Source organism: Alteromonas sp. Cnat2-8, assembly GCF_022348355.1.
Classification (GTDB): domain Bacteria; phylum Pseudomonadota; class Gammaproteobacteria; order Enterobacterales; family Alteromonadaceae; genus Alteromonas; species Alteromonas macleodii.
The window spans coordinates 883816-904777 of record NZ_JAKREX010000001.1 but is presented as its reverse complement, the minus strand read 5'-3'; the positions used below and the strand labels follow the sequence as shown (position 1 = coordinate 904777).

Here is a 20962-nt window from a genome sequence, read left to right as displayed (position 1 = left end):
TCTAAAGTACAATGTTACTCTAATAGTCTTATGCGTATGGTTCTAGAGATAACACATACGTATAAAATATACGTCATTTCAACAAAATGTCTTGGTATCCGTTACAGTGAAGTACATCAAACCACTTATTTTATTTAGTTTTCTATCAGGCCTTCTTGGTTTTGCAGCACTGGTAGGTATTTACTTTTATATCAAACCTGACCTACCAAGTGTTACTGTACTTAAGGATGTACGCCTGCAAACACCCATGCAGATATACACCAAAGACGGAAAACTTATTTCACAGTATGGAGTTAAACGGCGGATCCCCGTAAAACTTGAGGAAGTCCCGCAAGAATTAATTAACGCCATACTCGCTACCGAAGACAGTCGCTTCTACGAACACCACGGTATTGACCCCATTGGTATAATGCGTGCTGCAGTAAGTTTAGTCCTTACTGGCGAAAAGCGTCAGGGAGCAAGTACGTTAACCATGCAGCTAGCACGAGGGTTTTTCCTCAGTCGGGAGAAAACCTATATCAGAAAGATCAAAGAGATCTTTATAGCACTGCACATGGAGCAAGAGCTTTCTAAGCAGGAAATTCTTGAGCTGTACCTCAACAAAATCGAATTGGGCCATAGAGCTTTTGGTTTTGGGGCGGCCGCCCAAGTGTACTATGGCAAACCGCTTAACGAACTCTCTTTAGCTCAAATTGCTACTATTGCAGGTCTTCCCAAGGCGCCATCAGTGCTTAACCCTATCAGCGGGCCGCAACGTTCTGTCGAACGCAGACGCGTGGTCTTACTTCGTATGCTTGACGAAGAGTACATCACTAAAGCGCAGTTCGATGAAGCTGCCAATGCGCCAGTTTCAGCGAAGAAGCACGGTGCTGAAATTGAAGTGGATGCGCCTTATTTGGCTGACACCATTTATAACGAAATGGTAGAGATTTATGGAAAAGAAGAGGCAGAAACCGGCGGATACCAAGTTTTTGCGACTGCAACGTCAGATCTTCAATTAGCTGCTCAGCGCGCGGTGGTTCGAAATCTTCATGACTATGATGAGCGTCATGGCTATAAAGGTGCCCTTGGCTACTTATGGAATATTCCTAAGCCAGAAGGAAAGGATGACGCGATTCCACAACTTTCATTGAGCTATGACATAAGCGATAAGACAACACGAGAAGAGTGGGATAACGAATCAATCATGCGCGTGCTTGAAGAGATTCCTCACATTAAACCTCTTTTGCCATCGGTTGTTACGAAAGTAAATGAGCAGTCGATAGAAGTGTTGTCTGTAGATGGCAAAGCAATAACGGTAGAGTGGGATGGACTAGATTGGGCCCGACGCTACATTACTGACTTTAGGCAGGGAAGTGACCCCAAAAGCGCTTCAGATGTGACTCAAGAAGGGGCGGTCATTTATATCAGACAGCAAGAAGGGCAGTGGCGCATTTCGCAAATCCCTGAGGTGAGCGGAGCGTTTATCGCACTTAATCCGAAAAACGGTGCGGTTGAAGCGGTTGTTGGTGGCTACAGCTTTTATCAAAGCCAGTTTAACCGAGCAACACAGGCCAAGCGCCAAGTGGGCTCGAACATCAAGCCTTTCGTTTATTCTGCTGCATTAGACAGTGGCTATACCCTTGCATCCATCATCAATGACGCTCCTATTAACCAATGGAATGCGGCGACGGGTGTAGCTTGGCGACCGCAAAACTCGCCAGCTGAATACGACGGCCCAATTAGAATGCGTAAAGCCCTTGGTAAATCGAAGAACGTGGTATCGGTTCGACTATTGCGTGGTGTTGGTCTTAGAGAAACGGCCGATTACTTAACACGCTTTGGTTTTAATAAAGACGATATCCCACTTGACGAAACCGTATCCCTTGGGTCGAGTTCACATACGCCGCTTGAAGTAGTAAGAGGTATGTCGGTCATTGCGAACGGTGGCTACTTAGTAAACCCTCATTTTATCAGCAAAGTGCTTGATGAAAACGGCGATGAGCTTTGGAAAGCAAACCCAGTTTGGGCGTGCAATCGTTGTGAAAATCAAAGCGATCCAGAAATACTACCTGAAGACGAAGAAGCCGATATTGAAGCCTTACTTGCCGCTGAACTAAATCAAGATATTTTACTTGGCGACGTCGATGATGACGAAGCTGCAGAAAAAGTGATTGCGCCTCAGGTTATTACTGCTCAAAACGCTTTCTTAGTGGCAGAAATGATGCGAACGGCTGTGAGAGCAAACGGAAATTGGAGCAAGAAAACCTATTGGTTAGGCACCGGCTGGCGTGCTCGTAATATTCTTCAGCGTACTGACATAGCTGGGAAAACGGGAACCACGAATGACTCGCGAGACACGTGGTTCAGTGGTTTCCACAAAGATTTGGTGGCCACCACATGGGTAGGCTTCGACAACATGGGGCGCCAGTTAGGGCGAGCTACGCGAAACCAAAACCTCATTAACAAGAATGCTGAGAAATTCAACTGGATAGGCAACGCCATGATCGGCATTGAAGATGGAGCTAAAGCTGCTGAGCCAGCGTGGATCAGATTTATGCAACATGCTCTAGAAAATAAACCACATACGCCAATGCCCGTACCAGAGAATATAGTGCGTGTTCGCATTGATCGTACCAGTGGAAAGTTGACCAGACGAACAGACCATACGACACTATTCGAATATTTCCTGCAGGGAACCGAGCCAACGACTTATGTTCGCGATGACGAAGTGTTGGATCCGGCCACGCAGGATACGACTACTGCGCCTGAGCCAGAAGAAATATTCTAATTACTAAGAGGCACGTTGCACGCGTGCCGCTTCAGGCTTAGGTGATGTATTTGCCTGAACACATTATCGGAAAACCAATGTCAGAAGATTCACAGCGATATCTTTATATTCCTCATGCCGGCCCTTCATTGCTGGAAACCCCCCTACTGAATAAAGGCAGTGCCTTCACTGCGCGGGAACGTGCGGCGTTTAACCTGACGGGTCTAGTGCCACCAAGGTACGAAACCATCGAAGAGCAGGTTGAACGTGCTTACATGCAATACAGCAGTTTTGACGAAGCACTAAACAAGCATATTTATCTGCGCGCAATTCAAGACAATAACGAAACCTTGTTTTACCGCCTAATTCAAAAGCACATCGATGAGATGATGCCCATCATCTACACCCCTACTGTAGGTGATGCATGTGAGCAGTTTTCAGATATCTATCGCAGTTCGCGTGGCTTGTTTGTGTCGTATGAAGAACGTCACCAGCTTGATGACATTGTTCGCAATGCTACGAAGCGCAAAGTGAAAGTGATTGTTGTGACTGACGGTGAACGCATCTTAGGCTTGGGAGACCAAGGTATTGGCGGAATGGGCATTCCTATCGGTAAACTATCGCTTTACACTGCGTGTGGTGGAATTAGTCCAGCATACACATTACCCGTAATGTTAGATGTAGGTACTAACAACGAAAAGCTGCTAAACGACCCAATGTATATGGGGGCGCGCCATCCGCGTATTGGACAGGAAGAATACGACGAATTTGTTGATATGTTCATTAACGCTGTGAAGCGACGCTGGCCCGATGTAATGATTCAGTTTGAAGATTTTGCGCAGCCAAATGCTATGCCGTTATTAAACCGCTATCGCAACGACGTGTGTTGTTTTAACGACGATATACAAGGCACTGCTGCCGTTACCCTTGGTACTATTTTGGCGGCATGTAAAACCAAGCAGCAAAAGCTACGCGACATGAAGGTGGTGTTCGTGGGCGCGGGTTCGGCAGGCTGTGGTATTGCTGAAATGCTCATTCAACAAATGGTATTTGAAGGCCTGACTGATGAACAAGCACGTAAGCAAGTGTTCATGATTGACCGTTTTGGTTTGGTAACCGAAGGCATGGAAGGTCTACGCGACTTCCAACAAAAGCTTCAGCAGAAAAATGCTGACTTGGCTGATTGGACGTTCAGTGGAGATTATGCGTCACTACTTGATGTTATGCACTGCGCGCAGCCAGACGTACTTATTGGTGTTTCAGGCCAGCCTGGCTTGTTCACTGAACAAGTTATCCGTGCCATGAAGCAAGGTTGTGAACTGCCAATCATCTTCCCGTTAAGTAACCCCTCACGACAAGTTGAAGCGCGTCCTGAGCAAGTGATTGAATGGACAGAAGGTGACGTGATTATTGCTACAGGTAGTCCGTTCAAGCCTGTAGAGTACGATGGCAAAATATTCCCTATCGCTCAATGCAACAACTCTTACATCTTCCCGGGCATTGGCCTTGGTGTTGTTGCATCTAAAGCGAAGCTTATTAGTGACGAAATGCTGATGGCTGCAAGTAACGCACTTGCTTCAGCGTCGCCATTAGTCAACACGGGTCAGGGTTCACTATTGCCACCCCTTGCTGCCATTGCAGAAATTAGCAGAGAGATTGCTTTTGAGGTGGGTAGAGTAGCGATGGAACAGGGACTTGCTCTTGAAATGTCTGACGACGCATTGCGCGCCAGCATTGAGCGTAACTTCTGGAAAGCAGAGTACCGCCCTTACAAGCGGGTAAGCATCTAGTATCCGTTAACGTTATAAAAAAGCAGGCTTAGCCTGCTTTTTTTGTACTTGTGAGCAACGCTTTCACCATGACTTACAACCCAAAAGCTGAAGTAAGCCACCGTCTCACTGCTCGAACTTCATCCATTTCGCGGCCGAACTCCAACCAAATGTAATATGGTGTTGCCTATGCGCAACATTTCCTATGTGTTGCTCATATGCATTCTCGTTAATAAGTTAGTAACCCACTGTTATTAAATGATTAATTCTTGTTGGCACAATGATTGATATACCTCTTTATAGTTACAACAAGGAGCAAGGGGTGTTATTGATGACCACGTTAAAAAACAAGGTAAGTCCTTTCTACGCGCGAATTATTAAGCGCTCATTCTCTACGTCATTAGTTATGGCCGCTCTTGCAACACTCTCAGCTTGCGATGCACCTAATGTTGATGTTACAGCACAAGATGAAAAGGCTGCTAAAACGGCTGCTAGTACAGTTTCAGAAAGCCCAGTGGATGAGCAAAGTGAAATGTTTGCTTATCTGGATGAGTCCGACTTAATTGATGCCTACTACGAGGTTAAGTAATTCGCGGCTAATCCTTTTTACACGCTATCGATTCTGCCTCGGTTATCGCTGGCATAAAGCTTTATAGCAACTATCGATAGTTCCAGTTTGCGGGCAACGGACTGCTCGCCTTTTATTCATAAAGCCGCGCTCTGGATAAAGCTAAAGCGCGGCTTTTTTATGTCAATAAACGTATATCGCCGTTTATTAGTCGACAGTGTTGAGCTATAAGTCTTTAAAAGCTGTTCTTAGTAGCTATGTATTGCACTAACCTTAACGATAAAGTCATTTAAAGGAATTGCTATGTCGACAGAAAGTAACTACACACCACCAGAAGTTTGGACTCAGGCTGAGGATGACGGCAACAAATGGGCCAGCATTAATCGTCCTGTGTCAGGCGCTACCCATGAGAAGGCTCGTCCTAATGGTGAACATGGTTTGCAGCTATACTCGTTAGCTACGCCTAATGGTCAGAAAGTTACCATCATGCTTGAAGAGTTGTTGGCAGCTGGAGTGAGCGAAGCAGAATACGACGCTTGGCTGATTAACATTGGTGAGGGCGATCAGTTTTCTTCTGGGTTTGTTGACGTTAATCCGAATAGTAAAATTCCTGCTATGGTCGACACGACAACGTCACCAGAAACCAAGCTATTCGAGTCTGGGTCAATCTTAGTTTACTTGGCGGAAAAATTCGGTAAGTTCATTCCGCAAGACGCCCATGCAAAGGCGGAATGTTTCAACTGGCTGTTCTGGCAGGTGGGATCAGCGCCTTACTTAGGCGGTGGTTTCGGGCACTTCTACAGCTATGCGCCATATCCAATGGAATATCCTATCAACCGCTTTACCATGGAAACTAAGCGCCAGTTAGATGTGCTAGACAAGCACTTAGCAAACAATGAGTTTATGGCAGGTAGCGAGTACAGTATCGCTGACATGGCTATATGGCCGTGGTACGGCAATTTAGTGCTCGGAAATCTGTACGATGCAGCCACTTTCCTTCAAGTGCACGAGTACACCAATTTAGTCCGCTGGGCTAAGCAACTAGAGCAGCGAGAAGGCGTTAAACGTGGTCGTATTGTCAATAAGACCTGGGGTGACGATGGTCAGTTAGAAAACCGCCACAGCGCAAAAGATATCGACGACGCACTCACCAAAGCCTAAATAATGGGGTCAGAGTACATTTAATTTGGGTTCAGAGTACATTACTTTGGTTAATCGCCTTTTTAGCATCAGAATGGCTAACGTAGGGCACCAACATAAAACGGGGTCAGAACTTACTCTGGCCCGATAGCTTAAAAAAGTACTCTGACCCCAATTTTCAGATGAGCTCTGCAACACTCTTTAGATAGGCTTTTTGAAGTGGTGTGAAATCCCACTCATTCAAAGCTTCATTAAATTCAAAATTGCCCACACGACCTCGCCAGCGTTCAGTGGGTACTGCCGGCCAATTTTTTATGTACACCAGCTTTCCATGAAGGCAGTGCAACACTTCAATTTGTGGTGATTTGGTATCGGCGTAAGTTACTTTCTCAGAGACAATAGCGCCTTCTTCACAATCTTGGTCGAAAAACACAAAGCCGCGATAGCTGCCGCTTTCTGTAATAGTAATGAGCGATGCATATTCTTTGCTCTTAGATACTTTTCTCAGCGCAGGCAAATAGCCATCGACTCGTTTTATTTGAAGCCCCTGTGATTTGTTGTGCCACTGCCATCCTGAGCTGCCCATAAAAGAAAGCTCGTTATTTTTATCGTTGAAATGGCTTAATGTTTCAAAGGTTTTCCAAGACGCAAAAGTGATAATGCACAGCATTAAAAAACCAGTAATGAAGATGAGTGGCTTTGCCATGTCTCAAGCCCTTAGCATTAGACAAACGTTTGCCTCTTTAGTTACGGACAAAGGTCAAAGCTAGACTTTCATTGCAAAAAAGTAATACGCAGAGAGACAAATGTGCTGTGGCCTTAAAGCGTTCTGGTGCTGGCTTAATAACAGGAGAGACGCCGCTTAACGCTTACCTGACATTAAATACAGCGACATAAAAAGCCTCGCGTATTCGTTGTCTCGATAACACCACATCAATGCATCCTAAGAATGAAACTAATTTCGGACAATGATTCAGTAATTACGATTACAACTATCTATTTTGTTCGTTTTAATTGTTTTATTAAATCAGTGATTATTTGTTTAAACGAAAAGCGTGATTAACACCATTTCTTTAATCACACACTGACACCCAATTTTAGTAAGACTAAAAATCGGTGAGAAATAAACAGAAGGAATTCGCAATGAGTAAGTGTCCATTTTCAGGTGCAGCTATAAAACCTACTGCGCTAACGTCTAGCAATGGTGCGCCCGTTGCCAATGATAATCAGAGCCGAACAGCGGGGCCACGCGGGCCGGTTACGTTCGACAACCATTATTTGTTTGAGAAGCTTGCGCACTTCAACCGCGAGCGGATTCCAGAGCGTGTAGTTCACGCAAGGGGCAGTGCTGCATATGGCACCTTTACGCTAACTAAGAGCTTATCTGACTACACTATTGCAGACTTTCTGCAAAAAGAGGGGCAAAAAACCGACGTGTTTTTGCGCTTTTCTACCGTAGGTGGTGGTCAGGATTCAAGTGACTATGCCCGAGATCCTCGTGGTTTCTCAGTGAAGTTTTATACCGAACAGGGAAACTGGGACATGGTAGGAAATAATACTCCGGTATTCTTCTTACGAGATGGCATCAAGTTTCCTGATTTCATTCACAGTCAAAAGAAAAACCCGCGTACGAATTTGCCGGATCCGCAGGCCGTGTATGAGTTTTGGGCGAACAACCCTCAGTCATTACACCAATCGACAATCTTGATGTCTGATCGCGGTATTCCACTTTCATATCGTCATGTGAATGGCTATAGCTCTCATACGCTGAGTTTCTGGAATAACGCAGGCGAACGCTATTGGGTGAAATGGCACTTTAAAACTAACCAAGGTATTAAAACGCTAACTAGCGAAGAAGCGGCAAAGATGCCTGCTTATGGCGCTCAGCAAGACTTGGTCGAAAGCATTGATAACGGCGAATTTCCATCGTGGACCGTAAATGTGCAGATTATGAATGAAGAGGAAGCGCGTAATTACCACATTAATCCGTTTGACCTAACGAAGGTGTGGCCGCACAGCGACTTTCCATTAATTGAAGTAGGGCAGTTGGAGTTAAACCGTAATGTTGATAACTACTTTGCAGAAACTGAGCAAGCCGCGTTCGCGCCGAGCAATTTGGTACCGGGTATTGGTGCGTCGCCAGACAGAATGCTTCAAGCGCGACTAATTGGATATCAAGATGCGCACAGATACCGCATTGGTGCAAACTACAACCAAATACCGGTAAACGCGCCTCGTTGTCCAGTGCACAATTATCAACGAGATGGAGCCTTTGCGGGAATTAACCCGGCACTTGCAGGAGGTGGAGCCAACTTCTATCCAAACAATCGCGCGCGAGTTGGTGAGCCGGCTGAAGCACCAGAGGTTCAAGAGCCGCCTATGCCGCTAGAGCAAGACGCATGGTTAGATATTTACGATAACCGTGACGAAGATAACTACTCACAGGCCGGTGACCTTTACCGCATTATGAGTGAAGATCAAAAACAGCAGCTGGTAAAAAACATTGCTGACGGCTTAAGCCAAGCTACTAAGGACGTTCAAGAGGCAATGTTCGTGCAATACGACCTAGCTGATAGCGACTATGGTGAACGGGTGAGAAAGGCGGTAGCCAGCAAATAGAGTAAATGGGGTCAGAGTACTTTATTAAAATGTACTCTGACCCCTTTTTTACTGGGTAGCGACGAGGGCGTAAACGTGCAAGCGAATGGCCTGAAGTGCGCGATCTTTCCAGTTACTGTCAGCTAGGCGGTTGCTGATGTTATGCTGACTTAAAGTGATATAACCATGACTTAGCGCCCACAACTGCATAGCCATGTTCTGTTTGTCATCAGTAGAAAGGTCTTTTTTAATTAGCGTCGTGGTGAGTGTAGTGAAGGTGTTGAAAGCTTTTTCACTTACTTTAGCGGAGTCATCACACGGCGTATAACCCTTTAAATTTGAAGAGAAAATAAGCTGGTAGTGAGCCGCATGGGCTTCTGAAAACGTTAAAATACGCTCGCAGCCGTTAATGACTTTCTCTGCTGGAGTATTGCCATCTGATGCCAATATTTCACGCTCTATCAATTCAAACCCTTCAATATAAAGCGCATCTAAAATACCCTGCTTACCTTTAAAGTGACTATAGATACCAATTGTGGACATACCGGCGCCTTTAGCGATGGCGCGAACACTCAGTGCGTTAGTGCCGCCTTTTAGAAATAGCGCAGAAGCGGCATCTAAGATTTTTTCTCGCGTACCTTTTTTCATTTAGTCATCATTTGTATGTTGCGCAATACAACAACGGTATGAAAAGTGATTTATAACGTTGTTATACTTCTTGTTTTACGTTTAACCTGCTGGTTAACAGGTCTTTTATAACAACACTATAGACGACAAATGATGTATTTACCTTTTCTCTAAGTAAGTATTGTTAGCACACAGAATCACGTTGTCACGATGCCGCAACAACACGTTGACTCACACATACTGATTAAAATAATTGGTGACCTTAGGCCATAAATGCTGACATTTACGGGAGAAAAACTTCATGTGACCTATTTCTTTTACGTTGTAGGCCTGTGGATCTAGCTCCTCAACTTCTGCTTCCATATTGGGGAAAACGCTAATCATATCGTGAACGTTATGAATATTAGCAATATCGTCGTCATTGGCGAGCAGCCATTTAGAAGGTATCTGAATGGTGTCGTAGTGATGCTCGTTAACATCACTGCCAAAGCCTGTTTTTACGTAGCCTTTACCGTTACACCATTTTTGCCACTGACGGGCCACTTTTTTAGGTAGTGGCTCTCCCATGCCGACCCACTGAGATTTAGTATGGCCGAACAGTAAATTACTCACGGGAATGTAGAAATTCATGAAGAAATGGGCTTTTAGCAAATAGCTTTTACGCATGTTTCTCAGACTGCCCGAAGAGCTACCAAAATTACAAAAGGCAGTAAGGTCGTGCACATTATGCATCAAACCCAGCAGCTGACCACCTGCACTATGACCAACAAGAAAGTAGGGGACGTTAGGGAAATGAATTTTCAATGTCTCTAGCACCGCTGGCATATCTTGCTCGCCCCATGTTACCAACGACGCATCGCTTTCTTTAACGCTGCTTTTTACCGAACCGCCAATACCTCTGTTATCGAAGGTGATAACACCAAAGCCTTGTTCACATAAATAGGCGGCAAAAGCGCTGTAGAATTGCCGTTTTATACCCGTTGCAGGGCCAATCATAACTGCAGCTTTAGCGGGGGAATGTGGAGTGAAAAGTGAAGCTGCTAGATGAGTACCATCTTCACAGGTTACTTGAATGTCCTTTGTCATCGTCTTGCTCACAAGGCATACCTTAGTTTTCGTTACGCTTCTGGTCATACCAGTAAAGCGCCGATTGTTAAGATTTGCAATAGTACGACTATTTCAATTTCTGATAATTACACATGTTGAACGCAAGTCGCGATTTTCATGTTTTTATGCGCGTGCTTTTGCCGTCTTAACCCAATGCTCAATAGGAGCCGGTTTTCCAAATAAATATCCTTGGAAAATATTGAAACCCATGTCTTTAAGTACACGCAGCTGTGCCTGTGTTTCTACCCCTTCGGCAATGGTCTGCATGTCTAAACTCTTAGCGAGGTCTAGAGTCATCTTAACAATCTTGCGATGTCGTTCAGACGTTTCCACCCTTTCTACAAACTCTCTATCTACCTTTATAACGCTAGCAGACATATCAATAAGCTGGGAAAGTGATGCGTGACCAGTGCCGAAGTCGTCAATAATAATGGTTGCTCCTACATTGGCTAACGACGTTAGGCGTCGCTTAGTCTCGTAATGGCTGGCTAATACAGACGTCTCTGTTAGCTCTAATTTAAGGCGTGCTCCAAGCTTAGGGCTCTCTGAGAAGCGACGTAATAGCTTTTCATAAAAGAGGTCGCTAAGTAATTCTGGCCCCGATAAGTTAATCGCTAGGGGGACCTTGGGTAGGTTGCTAGGCCACTTGTCTAAAAGTGCCAAGGTGCCATCGATAATTTTTTGTGTGAACAGTACTTCCCATTTGTTTTCTTCCACCAAAGGCAGAAACTGAAATGGTTGAAGAACGGTACCAGACTTTGGCTCTTTCAATCTTGCCAGCACTTCGTAGCCCACCGTAACGCCATGGAGCGACACCTGAGGCTGCAAATACAAAGCAAGACACCCATTATCAAGAAGGGCCTTTACCTTATCTTTTTGTTGCGTATTTTCTCGAATAGTTTTCACCGTATTGATACTAAATGAGATGTACGGCGCGAATTCATCGCTTTGGCTTAGCGCTATTGCGCAGCACTCGGCGGCCGCATCTAAACTAATTTCACGACTGGCATGATAATGCCCCGCTCGCCATTTCAGCATATGTTCTACAGTGCCTCGCGCTGAGTTGATAACCATGCTGGTGGGCAATCGACGCTCAAGATAATGTTCTATACTTTGTGTTGAAAGATGTTTGCCTTTTACGGTAAATAAGAATTTAGCGCCAGGGAATTGATATACCGAGACATCATTTGTAAATTCGCTTTGTAAAAGTGACGCTACGCTTAAAAGCAGCTGATCACCTTGACTGTAACCGTATTGCAGGTTTACTTCTCTGAGGTTAGCCAGTTTCAGCAGGACAATATGTCGATTTAAAATACTCTCGCTCGACTCCGCTATTTTCCAAAAGTGATGGTTTTTCAGTCCCGTTAGTTCATTAAAATAGTGCTTCTCATACTGCTGCTTCTTGAATGCATCAAACTCCATCAAGCTTTTTTTATTGGCGGATATGTCATGGCAGTGGATAAGTTGTTTTTTGTGATGCTCAAGGCTAGCAGGTTGAAGCTTAAATTCTCGTTCGGGTGCGTTAAAAATGGAAGCGTGTTGGTTTACGCCCTTTGTAATGGGGTGAGATAAAGAGAAGAGATCTTGAATATATTCACTCTCTGGCCGGTACTTTTTGACTAGCGCTCTTGCAGCCTTGTTAGCCTGAATTATGCGCCCTTGTTCGTCACAAAAGAAAGACGGTGTACCACCATTGTTAAAAATTTCCTGATAACGGCTAACAAGTTTATTAAGCTTTTTGCTTTGTAATAAATTGTGCTCAGACTGTTTTTCTAATGACGACATGACCCGCAGTACAGCCATTGGAATGCAGAAATTGAAAAACAGGAAAATTAACGATGCTAAATACGTGTGGGTATCCGGCAATGTAATATCAATGCCGAACAAAGGAGATACTTGCGTATTGTTCAGCAGTAAATAATACGGAATGAGATTGAATAGCATGGTCGCAATGGATGCTTTCACCCCATACAAAACTCGAACAATAATAGGCAGCGTAAACAGCAAAAGTAAGCCATAACGCGCCGATTCTAAGTCTATTGTGAAGAAGAGTATGCACAGGGAAGCTCCAACTACCGCTAAAACTAAGCACGCAGAAGCGATCTTTATATGCTTCAAGCCTATCGAAAGTGTGGCGAAGAGAAAGGCAGTGAAGCCCAGCGTTAAGTACATAACATAATAAAGTTCCTGTACATACGCAGTATATGAAGAGTGCGCCACGATGGCCGAGGTAAGGACAACGCCAATGAGCAGAATAGTGCGCAGCACACTGAGGCGCCACACGTCAGCATCGGTGGTTCTTAGGTTATCTTCATCAAGTAAAAGATAGTGTTTTAAAATTCTTATTGTTCGAGAAATCACTAGTAAACCGCTGACGTTTAAATAAGTTCAATACTAGAGTGTTGCAAATAATTCACCGGAGTGAATGGTTTAATATAACCCTTTGCTAATGTGAGTGGTAGCAATAAACATAGTCATAACGCTAATATATTCAATATGATATAAAAAGGAGAGGGAAGTTTCCTTACTAATTAACAATAAGGAAACGTCTAAATTGATTGAGCTTAGTGCGTAGGGCCTTATACCGATAAAGTGAATACTTTAGAGTTACGCTGGAAGTTATACAGCTCTTTCTTCACGGCAGGTAGCGCACTTATGTCAGCAGGTTCAAACCCTTGCTCTAAAAACCAGTGTGCGGTAACTGTGGTCAGTACAAAAATGCTGTTAATACCGGCTTCTTTAGCACGGGCGCGCACTTCATCTAAAATCCGTTCGCCACGGTTTTTGCCTCGATAGTCTTGATGGGTTGCCACGCAGGCTAACTCGGCACAGCCGTCTTCAGGGTATAAATACAAGGCTGCACAGGCGATGATCATGCCGTCGCGCACTATCACTATAAACTGGTTAATTTCGTTCTCTAGACGCTCACGAGAACGCTTTACCAATACGCCGCTTTCTTCTAGTGGTTTTATCAGCTTTAAGATACCGCCCACATCTTCGATGGTCGCTGCACGCAGTTGTTCATAATGATGTTCCATTACTAGCGAGCCCGTACCGTCGCGAGTGAACAGCTCTTGAAGCAAGGCACCGTCCTTTTCAAAGCTGATGCAGTGGGCACGGGGAACACCTGCAGCAACGCTGGTGGTAAGGGCACTTAACACCGTATCTTCGGTGGTAATGTCGCCTGCCATGATAAGCTGTTCTAATTGAGGGCGTTCAATGGTGCGAAGTAAACGACCTTCGCGGTTGTATACACCATCAAAATTCGAAAATACGATAAGTTTGTCAGCTTTAAGGGCTATAGCCGCCTGCGTAGCTACATCTTCGTGAGATAAATTAAACACTTCTCCTGTTGATGAATAGCCCATAGGCGATAGCAGCACAATTGAGCCATCGTTTAAGTGGTCGTTAATGCCGGTCGTATCAATACGACGCACTAAACCAGTGTTTTCAAAATCAACGCCGCCTCGCACGCCCATTGGCTTGGCAACGACCAAGTTGCCCGAGCACACGCGTATTTGCGATCCGTGCATAGGTGAGTTTGGTAGCCCCATAGTCAATAAGGCTTCTACCTGAGAGCGTACCGAGCCGGCGGCATCTTTAACGCACTCAAGGGTTTGTTTGTCGGTAATGCGTACACCGCTTTCAAAGCGACCTTCGATGTTGCGAAGGGCAACGCGCTGATCAATCTGTGGGCGGGCACCGTGCACTACGACCACGCGCACGCCTAAGCTGTTAAGTAGGGCAATGTCGTGAATAATATTAGGGAAATTAGGATGTTCGATGGCTTCGCCACCGAACATCAAAACGAAGGTCTTTCCCTGGTGAGCATTAATATAGGGCAGTGAACTGCGAAACAGTTTTATGCCGTCATGATGCGCTAATACCATCTAAGCAGTTCCTTGTCGCTACCCTTGCTTATCCAAGTCTTCCAGCTCTTGATACAGTGCTTTCGTCACGGTTTCTTTGCTGGTGCCGCCCAAGATATTGCGTTGATTCACGCCGTACTCTAGCTGTAGTACCGGGTATACGTCGTCTTCAATTTTATCGCAAATAGCCTGCATGTCGCTGAGTGGTAAATCTTCAATGGCACAGCCTTTGTCGATGGCCTGAAGCACAACGCGTCCTGCAATATCATGGCCTGTTCTAAACGGTACACCTTTACCTACCAGATAATCGGCAAGCTCAGTGGCGTTAGAGAACCCTTGGGTTGCCGCAACGCGGCAGCGCTCTTCGTTTAACTGCAGTGAATCAAGCACTTCGCTGGCAATACATAAACAAATATGCCACTGGTTCACGGTGTCGATAGCGCCTTCTTTGTCTTCTTGCATGTCTTTGTTGTACGCAAGAGGAAGGCCTTTCATGGTAACCAATAGTGCCTGCAAAGAGCCAAACACACGGCCGCATTTACCGCGCATTAGTTCAAGCGCATCTGGGTTTTTCTTCTGCGGCATAAGCGATGAGCCAGAGGTTACGCTATCGCCAAGCTGTAAGAATCCTGCTTCGCCAGAGTTATAGAAAATCATGTCTTCGGCAAGACGTGACAGGTGCATCATGCTAGTGCTGGCTACAAATAAAAGCTCTAGCACAAAGTCTCTGTCCGACACAGCGTCTAGGCTGTTAAGGCATGGAGAGTCAAAGCCCAGTTCTTCAGCAATGGCATGACGGTCTACAGGGAAAGTAGTACCTGCCAATGCGCCAGACCCTAAGGGGCACTGATTCATGCGGACTTTCAAGTCGTCTAAACGACTTAAGTCACGCTTTAGCATTTCAACGTAAGCTAAGCACCAGTGTGCAAAGTGAATAGGCTGTGCACGCTGTAAGTGGGTGTAACCTGGGATGATCGCTTCTTGATGACGGCTGGCGGCATTAAGAAGCGACTTTATTACACCTAAAACATCAGCGCGAAGTGAGGCAATATGTTCACGTACCCACAGACGAAAGTCGGTGGCAACCTGATCGTTTCGGCTACGCCCGGTATGAAGCTTACGGCCAATGTCACCAAGCTTCTCTATAAGCGCAGCTTCAACAAAGCTGTGAATGTCTTCTTCGCTAGATGCGTTAAAGTCTAGTTCACCTGCATCAGCTTTCGCTTTTAACTCGCTCAGTGCGGACTCAAGCTGGGCTTGTTCGTCAACGGTCAATACACCCGCTTTTTGCAGCGCACGCGACCAACTGATAGAGCCTTGAATATCTTGGCTTGCCATAACTTGGTCAAACGGCAGCGAGTCGTTAACCTGTTTAAACATACTACTTGCACCGGATTCAAACCGGCCACCCCACAACGCCATGTGATGCTCCTTAAATGCTGTTCTGACTTAAGCTTTACTTTTGTAGGTAAAGCTTACTGTTCACCTTGTTTTTTCAGTGCTTCGATACGACTTGAAAGGCTGAACAGGCGGATAAAGCCTTCAGCGTGCTTCTGGTCGTAAACATCGTCAGCACCAAAGGTGGCAAAGTCTTCAGAGTAAAGGCTGTTCGGCGATTGACGCTGGGTAACTGTAGCTTGGCCTTTGTATAGCTTAACCACGATATCGCCTGTTACTTTCTTCGCAAAAGAAGCTGCACCAGCTAATAGCGCATCGTTAAGGGCGGTGAACCAACGGCCGTCGTACATCACGTGTGAGAACTCAAGGCCAATTTGCTCACGGTATTTAAGCGCAGCTTTATCTAGCACCATAGTTTCTAGGGCTTTATACGCTTTAAGCAGTACGGTGCCTCCTGGCGTTTCATAACAGCCACGAGACTTCATACCTACAAGGCGGTTTTCTACAATGTCGATACGTCCAACACCATGTGCCGCAGCAACAGTATTAAGTTTCACTAGCGCTTGATATGGCGAGAGTGCCTCACCATCAACGTGGGTCAGTTTACCTTCGTTGAACGACAGGGTTACGCGCTCAGGTGTGTCTGGTGCATCTTCAGGGTCAACGGTCATGGTCCACACTTGCTTGGTAGGCTCTTGCCATGGATCTTCAAGCTCGCCACCTTCGTGTGAAATGTGCCATGCGTTTGCATCGCGGCTGTAAATTTTTGTTGCTGACGCCGTGGTTGGAATATTGCGCTCTGCTAGATAAGCCAATAAGTCTTCACGGCTTACCATGTCCCACTCACGCCATGGCGCGATTACCGTAAGGTCTGGGGCTAGAGCAGCAAAGGTACTTTCAAAGCGTACCTGGTCGTTACCTTTACCCGTACAGCCGTGGCATAGTGCGTCGGCACCTACTTTGCGCGCAATCTCAACTTGCGCTTTGGCGATAACCGGACGTGCCATTGACGTACCCAGTAGATATTCACCTTCGTAAACCGCACCGGTAGTAATAGTTGGGAAGATATATTCGCTTACGAACTCTTCTTTCAAATCAACAATGTGGCATTCGCTTGCGCCAGATGCGATAGCTTTTTCATGAAGCCCTTCTAGTTCTTCATCACCTTGACCCACATCTGCTGCAAATGCGACAACTTCACAGCCATAGTTTTCTTTAAGCCATGGAATGATGGCTGATGTATCAAGCCCGCCTGAATAGGCCAGCACGATTTTTTTAACGTTTTGCATCTAAATAATCCTTCTAAGCGTCTTTTTAGGCGTCTTTTTAAGCGTTAAGTAATTGAGTAAGAATGGCGTTTTGGCCATGCATTCTATTTTCGGCTTGCTGCATTAATAGCGATTTATCGCTATCAATCAACGAGCCCGTAATTTCTAAATCGCGATGGGCAGGTTGGCAGTGCATAACGTAGCTAGCACCGGTTGCTTCCATCAACGCTTCGTTCACCTGATAAGGCATGAACTTTTCTTTGATCACTTCAAGTGGCGTCTCGTCACCCATTGAAAGCCATGTATCTGCATAGATAACGTCTGCGCCGTTAGCAGCACTAAGCTCAGTGCTTTCAACAATCGATACACCCGTTTTCTCGGCAATCGCTTTGGCTTGCGCCACAATTTCAGGTGCCGCTTCGTGCCCCTCTGGCGTGACTACAACTTGGTTGCAACCTAGAAGCGCCCCAACAATTAACAGAGAATGGGTTACATTGTTGCCGTCGCCTACATAGGCCATGGTAAGACCTTCGGTTTTGCCGAAGCGTTCAAACATTGTGAGGTAGTCGGCAAGGCCTTGGCATGGGTGGTACTTATCGCACAGCGCATTGATAACCGGCACGTTTGCCGCCTTAGAAAAGGTTTCTAGCGTCTCGTGAGAAAATACGCGAGCAACAATGGCGTCAGCCCAACACGCAAGGTTAGCGGCGGTGTCTACTGCGTCTTCACGGCCTGCTAATTTGCCCGACTGCACATCTAAATACACCATGTGGCCGCCAAGCTTGTTGATACCAATATCGAAGCTAACGCGGGTTCGCAAAGACGGCTTTTCAAACAGGGCAACAATTGACTTCCCCGCTAGCACGTTGCTGTAACTTGCTGGGGCTTGTTTAATTTCTACAGCCAATTGCAGCAAGTTTTTCATTGCGTCGGGTGTCCAGCCTGCAAAGGTTAGTAGGTCCTGTTTCATTGTACTTCTCCGGCATTGCCTTTTGTAAAGTCGGTGTGGGGTAAATCAGCGTTTTTTGACGGTGTATTTGTCAGGGCTGAGGGCAGTATTTGCGTGCCCGTTTTCTTATTTAAAATGTCGTTGATGTCGGCGGCCCAACTCGCGATGTAAACTGCGCGGCCTAAATTCTCTGCAGACGCGAGTGCCGCATCCACTTTTACTTTCATCCCGTCGGTGATAACGCCTTCATCTGCGTACTTCAATATGCTTGCAGCGTTAAGTTCGCTAATTAGCAATTTGTCACCATCAAGCACACCGTCTACATTGGAAAGGAGTAAAAGTTCAGCGTTAAGAAGCTCGGCAATAACCGTTGCGGCTTGGTCGGCGTTTACATTTAGTAATCTGCCTTGTGGGCTTGAACCAATAGAACTGATAACCGGTAGTGTTGACTGGGCTAATACGCTTTTTAGAAATGATGCGTCTGCTGTCGACGGCACGCCCACGGCACCATACTGGTCAGCTAGAGGCTCACACACCACCATATTACCGTCTAACAACGATAAACCAACAGGGGTTAAGCCTGAAGCCAAAGCCGCTGCGCATAGTTGCTTATTGGCAGAGCCTGCAAGCGCTCCGCAGATATAAGGCATATGTTCATCGGGCGTAACCCGAAGGCCATCTATTTTTGTGCTTTGAAGACCAAGACTCGCCATTAGCGTTTCCACTAATGGTCCGCCTCCGTGAACCACTACAACGGGGCGTGTGGCCTGCACGTCTTTTACGCTTAGAAATAAACGTGTCATTGCGGCGGTGTCGTCGAGTAATGCACCGCCAACTTTAATTACAATTGGTGAAACACTCATAGTACTAACCCTGTCTCTACTGGTTGTTTCGTCATTATGTTAAGGCACTGTATTGCCTGAGAGGCAGCACCTTTCATTACGTTGTCGATTGCAGCGGTAATCACTGCGTATCCAGATGCTTCATCTAACTTCCAATGCAGATCAATAAATGGGGTATGAGCAACGTCATCAATTTTTGGAAAACTCTTGCGCAAACGCACAATGGGTTTATCAGCATAGGCGTCAGTGTACGCTTGTTCAAGTTGTGCGCTGGTGGTACCAGCTTTAACCTTAACGGTTACGGTCGCCAAAATTCCTCTTTTAAAATTACCTAAGTGCGGCGTAAAGATAACGGGGGTACCCAAGTAAGCTTCAATTTCAGGGGTATGGCGGTGACCTAGCACGCCATATGCCTGCAGGCTAACTTCAAAAAAGCTTGTGGTTAGGCTGGCTTTCCTGCCTGCACCCGATACGCCGGAAACAGCGTTAATTACAGGGCGTACGCTTTCATCTAGTAAATTGTTGTGAGCAAGAGGTTTAAGTGCACTAAGGCTCGCAGTGGGATAGCAACCCGGCACAGCGATAACGTCGGCAGAGGCAATTTGCGCTTCGTGCCACTCGGCAAGGCCGTAAACAGCTTGAGCCAAGCTTTGCTCTTGCGTATGTGGAAAGCCGTAGAACTGTTCGAAGACATTCGTGTCTTTTAGCCTGAATGCACCCGACAAATCGAGCACTTTGGCGCTGCCCGAAGATAGGACAGGCATCCAGTCGTGGCTCGCCTCGTGAGGAGTGGCAAGAAAGATAAAATCGACACCGTCAGCCATTTCTTTTAATGCCGCATCCGAAATAGGCGTCAGTGTGGCATTAACGTGAGCCAAGTTGCCGTGAAGCTCTGCAATATTTTTACTCGCATCGCTACTATTCTCAGATACGTAAGTCCCCGCTAATGCAAGTTTAGGGTGCTGAATAACTAACTGAACAAGTTGTGCCCCTGTGTAACCACTGGCACCAATAATCGAAACGCTGTACATAATTAAAAATTCAATAAAAGGAGAAAAAAAACACTTTTTACCTTTGTAAACTGGTTGGGCGTAAATCCTTGCCTAACCGCTACCACATTACAAAGGTAAAAAGTGTGCTACCGCAAAAGCATAGAAAGGCGCACGCATCGTCGTACGCTATGCATCGTGTAGCCAGCCAGGGGAGAGGTAAACTCTTTATCGTTGCCAGTGGTTGAACCAACAACGCGAGTTGGTTGTGTCATCATCAATTCCTATCAAGTCGCAACTCAAAATTATGAGTTGGATGCTTTAACCGTCGACTAGTGTATCTAATCTGAATGTTTATGCAATAAAAATGTATAAATATTTTATTAGGTGGTTGCGGCGACTACGCCACAAAAAATATAACTAATAATATATTTATAGTTGTGACAGTAAGTTGACAAGTTACGCAATAGAACTGAATATTTATACTCACTGTATGGCATGGTTGAGTGGAAATGTTTACCAGTAATGCACGTCGTTCATCATTAATGCGTGATATGACTAGTTACAGTGTCTAACCATGCAAAGCTGGTAAATTGTTACCGTATGTCGACAGTGGCCGTGAGTATTGATTGTTAGGATTAACTCGGAAAATAAAATGGGCAAACTTACCTTGGCGCTTGTTGCGCACGATCATAAAAAGCCTGAGCTACTTGCTTGGGTTAAGCAGCACATTGATGTGCTCAAACAGTGTAATTTAGTGGGAACAGGCACAACAGGCGGTTTAATTGCCAATGAAACGGGGCTAGAAGTTACGCGCTACAAAAGTGGCCCGCTTGGGGGCGACCAGCAGATAGGAGCACTCATCGCTGAGAATAAGCTAGATGCACTTTTCTTTTTCTGGGATCCGCTAAATCCGGCGCCTCACGACCCTGATGTTAAAGCGCTGCTACGACTGTGTTCGGTATGGAATGTGCCAGTCGCCTGCACACCCGCCACAGCTGACCTAGTAATAACGTCGCCGCTTTTTCTGTCACCCGACTACAAGCCAGTTAAACCGAATTTTTAAGATTGGTTAAATCAACGGCCTTG

At 45.8% G+C, this 20962-nt stretch carries 16 protein-coding genes; 6 read left to right on the top strand and 10 right to left on the bottom strand.

What is annotated here, in order from left to right; translation table 11 throughout:
* The first annotated feature begins 106 nt into the window (after nucleotides 1–106).
* The 4 genes from MHN00_RS03910 to yghU all read left to right on the top strand — a co-directional run bounded on the left by MHN00_RS03910 (nucleotide 107) and on the right by yghU (nucleotide 6247).
* Nucleotides 107–2770, top strand: coding sequence for a PBP1A family penicillin-binding protein (locus MHN00_RS03910; RefSeq protein WP_069943617.1), 2664 nt, complete (start codon nucleotides 107–109; stop codon nucleotides 2768–2770).
* Nucleotides 2771–2847: 77 nt separating this feature from the next.
* Nucleotides 2848–4539 carry an NAD-dependent malic enzyme gene (locus MHN00_RS03905; RefSeq protein WP_014948039.1) on the top strand — a complete coding sequence of 564 codons (1692 nt, stop codon included), beginning with the start codon at nucleotides 2848–2850 and terminating at the stop codon, nucleotides 4537–4539.
* Between the two features lie 310 nt (nucleotides 4540–4849).
* The gene (locus tag MHN00_RS03900) at nucleotides 4850–5107 is read left to right on the top strand and encodes a hypothetical protein (RefSeq protein ID WP_239300324.1); all 258 of its coding nucleotides are present in this window, start codon (nucleotides 4850–4852) and stop codon (nucleotides 5105–5107) included.
* 282 nt (nucleotides 5108–5389) lie between these two features.
* The gene (gene yghU / locus MHN00_RS03895) at nucleotides 5390–6247 is read left to right on the top strand and encodes a glutathione-dependent disulfide-bond oxidoreductase (RefSeq protein WP_014975482.1); all 858 of its coding nucleotides are present in this window, start codon (nucleotides 5390–5392) and stop codon (nucleotides 6245–6247) included.
* 157 nt (nucleotides 6248–6404) lie between these two features.
* Here the strand turns inward: yghU and MHN00_RS03890 are convergent, their stop codons facing one another.
* On the bottom strand, nucleotides 6405–6932 hold the full coding sequence (locus MHN00_RS03890; RefSeq protein ID WP_014948042.1) for a hypothetical protein: 528 nt from the start codon (nucleotides 6930–6932) through the stop codon (nucleotides 6405–6407).
* Between the two features lie 437 nt (nucleotides 6933–7369).
* Here MHN00_RS03890 and MHN00_RS03885 point away from each other — a divergent pair, with 437 nt between their 5' ends.
* Nucleotides 7370–8845, top strand: a complete 1476-nt coding sequence (locus MHN00_RS03885; protein WP_239300322.1) for a catalase — start codon at nucleotides 7370–7372, stop codon at nucleotides 8843–8845.
* A gap of 48 nt (nucleotides 8846–8893) precedes the next feature.
* Here the strand turns inward: MHN00_RS03885 and MHN00_RS03880 are convergent, their stop codons facing one another.
* The 9 genes from MHN00_RS03880 to argC all read right to left on the bottom strand — a co-directional run bounded on the left by MHN00_RS03880 (nucleotide 8894) and on the right by argC (nucleotide 19915).
* Entirely contained in the window at nucleotides 8894–9472 is a 579-nt protein-coding gene (locus MHN00_RS03880) for a TetR family transcriptional regulator (RefSeq protein WP_239300320.1), read from the bottom strand.
* A gap of 210 nt (nucleotides 9473–9682) precedes the next feature.
* On the bottom strand, nucleotides 9683–10537 hold the full coding sequence (locus MHN00_RS03875) for an alpha/beta fold hydrolase (RefSeq protein WP_014948047.1): 855 nt from the start codon (nucleotides 10535–10537) through the stop codon (nucleotides 9683–9685).
* A gap of 144 nt (nucleotides 10538–10681) precedes the next feature.
* Nucleotides 10682–12919, bottom strand: a complete 2238-nt coding sequence (locus MHN00_RS03870) for an EAL domain-containing protein (RefSeq protein ID WP_239300318.1) — start codon at nucleotides 12917–12919, stop codon at nucleotides 10682–10684.
* A gap of 218 nt (nucleotides 12920–13137) precedes the next feature.
* Nucleotides 13138–14448 (bottom strand): amino-acid N-acetyltransferase, encoded by a 1311-nt coding sequence (argA, locus tag MHN00_RS03865; RefSeq protein WP_075177760.1) that lies wholly within the window; start codon nucleotides 14446–14448, stop codon nucleotides 13138–13140.
* 18 nt (nucleotides 14449–14466) lie between these two features.
* A complete protein-coding gene (gene argH / locus MHN00_RS03860; RefSeq protein ID WP_014948049.1) occupies nucleotides 14467–15849 on the bottom strand; it encodes an argininosuccinate lyase in 1383 nt (460 codons plus the stop codon).
* A 53-nt stretch (nucleotides 15850–15902) separates the two neighbouring features.
* A complete protein-coding gene (locus MHN00_RS03855) occupies nucleotides 15903–17114 on the bottom strand; it encodes an argininosuccinate synthase (RefSeq protein WP_101563371.1) in 1212 nt (403 codons plus the stop codon).
* Between the two features lie 37 nt (nucleotides 17115–17151).
* Complete coding sequence (locus MHN00_RS03850; RefSeq protein ID WP_239300316.1) at nucleotides 17152–18063, bottom strand: ornithine carbamoyltransferase; 912 nt, start codon at nucleotides 18061–18063, stop codon at nucleotides 17152–17154.
* On the bottom strand, nucleotides 18060–18905 hold the full coding sequence (argB, locus tag MHN00_RS03845) for an acetylglutamate kinase (RefSeq protein ID WP_156077816.1): 846 nt from the start codon (nucleotides 18903–18905) through the stop codon (nucleotides 18060–18062). Before argB ends, MHN00_RS03850 begins: the two co-directional genes overlap by 4 nt.
* Complete coding sequence (gene argC / locus MHN00_RS03840; RefSeq protein ID WP_239300314.1) at nucleotides 18902–19915, bottom strand: N-acetyl-gamma-glutamyl-phosphate reductase; 1014 nt, start codon at nucleotides 19913–19915, stop codon at nucleotides 18902–18904. The genes argB and argC overlap by 4 nt, the downstream gene beginning before the upstream one ends.
* A gap of 613 nt (nucleotides 19916–20528) precedes the next feature.
* Between argC and MHN00_RS03835 the strand changes: the two genes are divergently transcribed.
* On the top strand, nucleotides 20529–20939 hold the full coding sequence (locus tag MHN00_RS03835; protein ID WP_014948054.1) for a methylglyoxal synthase: 411 nt from the start codon (nucleotides 20529–20531) through the stop codon (nucleotides 20937–20939).
* Nucleotides 20940–20962 lie beyond the last annotated feature (23 nt).